The organism is Bacillus sp. 05T31 (assembly GCF_056396725.1).
The window spans coordinates 1-4,080 of the sequence record NZ_JBFTMA010000449.1 but is presented as its reverse complement, the minus strand read 5'-3'; the positions used below and the strand labels follow the sequence as shown (position 1 = coordinate 4,080).

Below are 4,080 nucleotides of genomic sequence, written 5' to 3'. Positions count from 1 at the left end.
ATGCTATTACTTCTACTTATTTTAGTTTCTATGATATATGGCTTAATAATAAAAAAATTAATTCGGCATAATTCTAGATCATCCCATTCTATTGCAAATGAAAGTATATTATTTATATTTAGTCATATTTTTATTGCACTTATCTTCTTTTTTATTATGTCTATTTAGGTTGTTAAACGAGTACTAAGTAAGATATACCTTTCTTCAATTTTCAGCAAATAATTACGGAGAAATGTTAAAAGATATATCACGCCGAAAATATAGTTTTTTCGGCGTGATAAAGAAAGAGATATAACCATTATAAGCCTCATTTTAGGTACTGGGCTTAGAAATAGAATGTTTAGAAAGAATGCAATTTGAATAGTATCAAATCACCTATGTTTATTTGTAGCTTTAAAATAAATTTTAATCCAAAATGAGTTATAAACATTGATGTTACAATACAAAAAACCACGTATTTTGAAAATAGATTGATCAAAATACGTGGTTTGAGGAGTGGAATTTGAAATATATATAAAAGATTGATTACAGTATAAATTAAATGCATTCTACTAATTCTTTAACCCTAACTTCCTTAATATATGTACTTCAACTCCAACCATGACTTATAATTTACACCGACATCTTGTCCATGACCTGCTCTGAGTTTCTTATATATTGGTGTTGTTCGTTTCCGTTTATACTAGAAACATCTTAACTATGTTTCTAGTAAGAATTTTTGCACCAGAACCATCTCCTTTATAACCTTATGTTTCCTCTGCATTATTGAACCTTATTTAAGACTTATAATATTATTAGTAGTTTGTACAATATCAAATTCAAAATCAATAGTTTTAAACCAATTTTGTTCATAATCAAAGAAAACATAATTTAATGCTTGAGGGCTTGCCACGCTCCTATAAACAATTCCATGTACTCCATGATATTTTGCACATTGTGCCAGAAAATTAGGGAATATATATTCTTGTCCATTCCGAGTTGTTTTTTCAAAGCTACAATATTGGACTAATTGAGATTGAGAATTTGACAGATCTAAAAATTTCACCGGTATTGAAAGTTGCCATTCAATAATGTCATATCTTAAATTAGGATTATCTGAAGCTATTTCACTTAGAGCCACTTCTTTAACATCACAAGTATRTAACTCTCCTTGACCAGAAATATTATATCTACCTTGTCCCGATACACCATAAGGCGCTTTAAACATTTCTAAATCAGTATATGGTAACTTTCTCTCATTAGCATCTCGATCCCTTGCACGGAATAAGGTCAATTTTTCAACAGTAATTAAGTTCGTATTAATTTCATCGAATATTCTTCTTCCACTGCATGTTCTAAACCAAGCATCGGGAATTGAGCAAGGTGTCTATAAAGACTAAAAACATCCTTTGTGCTAAGACTTGTTACAATATCTGTAATTGCTAATACTCTTGGTATTTCACGGACAGGTATGGATTCAGTATTTTCTTTACTTTCGAGAATATATTCCAATTTCTCACTATCGTCATTAAAGCTTTGACATAAATGATAAGTATCCTTCGGTATTTTACCGAATATGTATTTAGTCTCTTTTTCCTTATTTTCTAAAGACATTGCATTAACAACTGAATCTGTTAGAACCCAATTAGAGCTTATTTTTGACACYGCATCCATCGCCGATTTATACCCACTTAAATCTATTCTTGACAMTGCATCCATTGCTGATTTATATCCACTTAAATCTACTCTTGACACTTCATCCATTGCCGATTTATATCCACTTAAATCTATTTTTGACACTKCATCCATTGTTGTTAAACCATTAATATTATTACTTATTACGGATTCATCTATTAAATTATTCTTTTGGTTTTCAAGTATTAGAGCGTTCTCAACGGAATCTTCTATCTTCTTCATATCCATAATCAAATTTCCCCTTATTTTGATTTGTTACGTCTAATCATTTTCTTCTTAAATAAATAATTATACTAAGCTTGATAATTACATTTCCGATATCATGTTTAATATCTCCCCCCTATCATTTTCTTCCAATGAAATGTTTTTGTTATACCATTTATTTATTTTTCCTTTGTAATACTTTTCGACCTTGTAATCTGGAATCCAAATTTCATGATCATAGATTTTACTCATTACAATTTCTAGAACATTCTCATGTTCTCTCGGTTTCAATCTAGGGTTATGAACCTTAATCTTCTCTATATAAGCTTCTCTCAGCCAAGTTGATATAGTTTCACGCTGTTTTTGCTTTAGGTGAGACCATTTCTTATTTGTTTGCAGTAGTTGCAGCTCCTGATATGATTCTTTATTGACCTTCACTCCCCAATTGCATTTTTTCTTATTTGAACCAAAGACGCAGCAGAATTCGAGTCGAATCACAGCATACGTCTTACCAATTTGACGAATTGAACCTTATGAAAACTCATCCTAGTATTAATGCTGATAAAGACCAATTAGAATATCCAATCAATAAAAAAAGGACTAGATGATTAATCCTAGCCCTTTTTATTATACATTAAATTAGTGTATCAACCACCGTGATCTCCAATTGAAAGACCTTGAATCACCTCGTAAGATTGTGGAGTCTTCGCTGTATTCGTTACACCTATAGTCAAGGTTATAGCGGTGACAATTCCCAATAAACTGAATACTATTTTTTTCATTTTAAAGCTCCTTCCTCAAAAGACTTTCGTTTCGCTTGCAACCCTAAATGGAAATACTTACTCGCCGCATGATGATTCTTTTCATCATAAAATTTTGTTCCCAGCGTCTCATAAGACTCCTGAACATCTTCATACAATCCTTCTCTTTCGAAGTAATCAATTCCTGCTAGCACTACTGTTTCGAGTATTTGAGTAGGTGAAGCATTGTTTAGCTCTTGTAAAATGAGATATCGATGTATGAACTCTTCTTGATTTAGTTTCTTACTAATATTTAAACCGTTCTCAATGAGTTCTGCTGCGACATCTCGCTCGTCCAGTTTGTAATGTTCCAATGCCTTTGCATACATGGCTTTGTAATGGTTTGGAGACTTTTCAATGACTTCAGATAAATAACGAATCGCTAAAGATGATAGGTTTTGCTTAGAATACATCCAACCCAAATTATGGCGCACCATAATAATAAACTTATCTTCTCCGACTTTTTGGAACTTGTCCATTGCAGCCGCAAAATGTTCCTCTGCTAATGACCATTCTTTTAAGTTTATACAAGCTAACCCCAACAAGTTCTCACAAAAGCCGACATTACGCTCATAATCAGCATGGGCTAAAAACATTTCTTTTGCCTTTGTTGTGTACTGAAAAGAGACCAGTGAATCACAAATATCAAAATGGAATGCACCTAACTTATAATAAAATTCAGCTTTCTCAACGTCATCATTGATAAGCTCTAATAATTTTTCGGCTTGATCGTATAATAATAAGTCCTGATCTTCTATGTTTTGAATTTTATCATCAATTTCTTCTTTTAAACGATGCGCATTACTTATGCGCCGTGCACGAATTTCCACATACCAATCATTTAATAAGCCCAGAATCTGTTCGTTTCCTTTGATTGCTATATTCATAATCTACCCCCTCAATACCAATTATCATATATTCTTTTAATAATATAATAACAGAATTTGTAATTTAATAGGTGTATTTTCAAATATATATCAACAAAATTCAGAAAATTAAAACTATTATTTTCAGAACTATAGTAAAACAAAATCTCAAAATGAAATGAGATTCTTGTTCTGCGGTCCAATACTCTTCTATAAACCTAGCACACTAATAATCTGATATGCTTTGTAATTCACAATATGAAAGTACATCTCTAATCCCCTTCTTTCTGAACAAAGAGTCTTTCCGCGTTTTTTAGACAGGTACTAAAATACGATAGATTGAGGTACATCTAATACTTCTGGTAACTATATTATAAGAGATTAGAAATTTGTAAATAATAAAAAAAGAAGAGCGTGATTATTACCTTCTATCTTAGAAAAATTAAATTAAAAAATGAATGCTAGCGAATTAGAAAAGAAAGCTAAAACAGGAAGCTCGTATTTTGATAGAGAAGATCTACATAAATATATACAAG

General features: G+C 31.3%; 4 protein-coding genes and 2 pseudogenes. 1 reads left to right on the top strand and 5 read right to left on the bottom strand.

Annotated elements, in window-relative coordinates; translation table 11 throughout:
• Positions 1 to 199: 199 nt before the first annotated feature.
• Positions 200 to 330: pseudogene (locus tag AC1DJR_RS21595) on the top strand (tyrosine recombinase XerS); the annotation flags it as partial.
• A 442-nt stretch (positions 331 to 772) separates the two neighbouring features.
• On the opposite strand, the gene AC1DJR_RS21590 reads toward AC1DJR_RS21595, so the two are convergent.
• From AC1DJR_RS21590 to AC1DJR_RS21570, 5 genes and pseudogenes are all read right to left on the bottom strand, one after another.
• Entirely contained in the window at positions 773 to 1,273 is a 501-nt protein-coding gene (locus AC1DJR_RS21590; protein ID WP_477003465.1) for an RES family NAD+ phosphorylase, read from the bottom strand.
• Positions 1,274 to 1,287: 14 nt separating this feature from the next.
• Positions 1,288 to 1,902: a hypothetical protein gene (locus AC1DJR_RS21585; RefSeq protein WP_477003464.1), complete on the bottom strand. Its 615-nt coding sequence runs from the start codon at positions 1,900 to 1,902 to the stop codon at positions 1,288 to 1,290.
• 78 nt (positions 1,903 to 1,980) lie between these two features.
• Complete coding sequence (locus AC1DJR_RS21580) at positions 1,981 to 2,277, bottom strand: transposase (RefSeq protein WP_429688260.1); 297 nt, start codon at positions 2,275 to 2,277, stop codon at positions 1,981 to 1,983.
• A gap of 379 nt (positions 2,278 to 2,656) precedes the next feature.
• Positions 2,657 to 3,565, bottom strand: a complete 909-nt coding sequence (locus AC1DJR_RS21575) for a response regulator aspartate phosphatase (RefSeq protein ID WP_477003463.1) — start codon at positions 3,563 to 3,565, stop codon at positions 2,657 to 2,659.
• 189 nt (positions 3,566 to 3,754) lie between these two features.
• A pseudogene (locus AC1DJR_RS21570) lies at positions 3,755 to 3,910 on the bottom strand (ArsR/SmtB family transcription factor); the annotation flags it as partial.
• Between the last annotated feature and the right edge of the window lie 170 nt (positions 3,911 to 4,080).